A 1,649-nucleotide genomic window follows, 5' to 3' on the forward strand; every position below is an offset into this window, starting at 1 on the left:
TGAGATAAAGATGACTGGCAGTGAGATTAATGCCACAATCCACCGAGCTAATAATTCTAAGTAGTCACTCCCTCCTTTTTTCGGCTCTTTTTGTGGTGATGGTTCTGATTGTGATTGTGAATTAGATTTGTTTGGAGTGAGATATTTCATAAATTAATTGGGTGAATCTTTAAATAGCGGCGAATTCTTACAAGCATTTCTGAATCGATATTTCCATTTCCATTGCCTCTGTTCAATGCGTCCAATACAAAAACCCGTTGAGTCATACACAAAAACTGTCTCATCTTCTAAATAACCTGTAGTGTCAGGTCTAGGGTTACGTTTTTTTGAGTCTAAATAGTTCCTGATTCGTAACTTACTAAATGAGGGCGTAACTCCAAGAGAGTTAATTTTGTCGGCGGTCGCTGCCCTTTGCTCGGCTTTAATGCGTTCAAGTTCTTCTGACTCTCGAATCGTGATGCCGTGAGAGTAAGTTTTGAATTGGGCTGGCAGTTGTGATAACCAAGGACTTGCGATTAACCCCATGCCCAATAACCCCAACATCGCTTGCTTTTGGTATTTCATAAGCACTCACCCGGAATATTTTACGGTTGTTGCCCGTCGATACTTTGTGTTGTCCGGGGTAGTGGTGCATTAATAACACGAACGTAAACAGACAGCCCAATACAAACTAGAAAAAAAATGACTGAGAATCCGAAAAGATTCTGCTCGAAGAACTTGCGCCATTTTAAGTTGATGACTGAGTTTGTTTGCTCAACAAAGAGCGTGTCAAATTTTTCAAGTCCTGAATTGTTGTCGGTTGTGTGGACTTTTTTTCGGGTGTTGGCACTCCTAGTTCTTGTAAGAATGCTTCCGGGTCAAAACCAGGAGTTGCAGCAGTAGTAAGGGTTTGAACTTGTTGCTTAATCTCCTCCCCAGTCTTTAACCCGTACTCTTGGGTAATTTGTTGCCTGATTTCGGGATTCTTGGCCAATTGATAAATAAACGCTATTTCATCAAAGCCTTGCTCTGTCCGTCGCTGCAATGAACGAGCATCAAGTTCATTCGTGATTTCATCGAACAATTCTTGCTCAAACTCATGAACTGCCAGCGCTTGAGCAACAGTCTTACCTGCCACAATGTCCAAGAATGCCTTAAACGTTTCCCGGCTGACTCCAGCAAGATGTAATTGTTCACTCACACTTTCTATGGCTTGAGTCTGTATATTCGCCAAATTGCTCCCACTTTCTAACAGCTTTGATTGGTCGATAGTTGTTTGCGCTAAACTGAACAGCTTTTCCAAGCGATCGCAAATGTCAATGCTAAATTCTTTTGCGTCATCTTCTACATTAAGGTTAATATCTGGGTCGGACTTAGCCAACTCCTGTAAACCAGCAATGATTTTAACAGGAGCATATTTTTCACCCAGTAATTCAAACAAATCTTGACGGCTAAATTTATCTATTATTTCAGACATTTTGTAATTCTCCTGTCGATGGTTGTGTAAATCTGATTTGTTCAGCTTCAAACTCTTTAATGGTGTATTCCGACTTATTGGCTTCCACAATCGACTTTGCTATTTCAACCTTGTTTGTGCCTTGATCTAAATCTCCAAACACTTCGCCAATCCTGCCTAGTACCCATACTTGATATGGACGAATCAATGGCGC

The 1,649-nt window shown here is 40.9% G+C and carries 2 protein-coding genes and 1 pseudogene; all 3 read right to left on the minus strand.

Annotation, left to right across the window (positions count from 1 at the left end; genetic code table 11):
* Window positions 1-153 precede the first annotated feature (153 nt).
* Entirely contained in the window at window positions 154-564 is a 411-nt protein-coding gene (locus H6G26_RS41600; protein ID WP_190737974.1) for a hypothetical protein, read from the minus strand.
* A 163-nt stretch (window positions 565-727) separates the two neighbouring features.
* Window positions 728-1,456, minus strand: coding sequence for a hypothetical protein (locus H6G26_RS41605; RefSeq protein WP_190737975.1), 729 nt, complete (start codon window positions 1,454-1,456; stop codon window positions 728-730).
* Window positions 1,449-1,649: pseudogene (locus H6G26_RS41610) on the minus strand (hypothetical protein); the annotation flags it as partial. The pseudogene H6G26_RS41610 and the gene H6G26_RS41605, both read right to left, overlap by 8 nt.

It is taken from the genome of Nostoc sp. FACHB-888 (assembly GCF_014696655.1).
GTDB lineage: Bacteria > Cyanobacteriota > Cyanobacteriia > Cyanobacteriales > Nostocaceae > Nostoc.

Excerpts from the sequence above, each read along its gene's own strand:
- H6G26_RS41600 (WP_190737974.1), bottom strand. The coding sequence starts at position 564 with ATGAAATACCAAAAGCAAGCGATGTTGGGGTTATTGGGCATGGGGTTA.
- H6G26_RS41605 (WP_190737975.1), bottom strand. The coding sequence starts at position 1,456 with ATGTCTGAAATAATAGATAAATTTAGCCGTCAAGATTTGTTTGAATTA.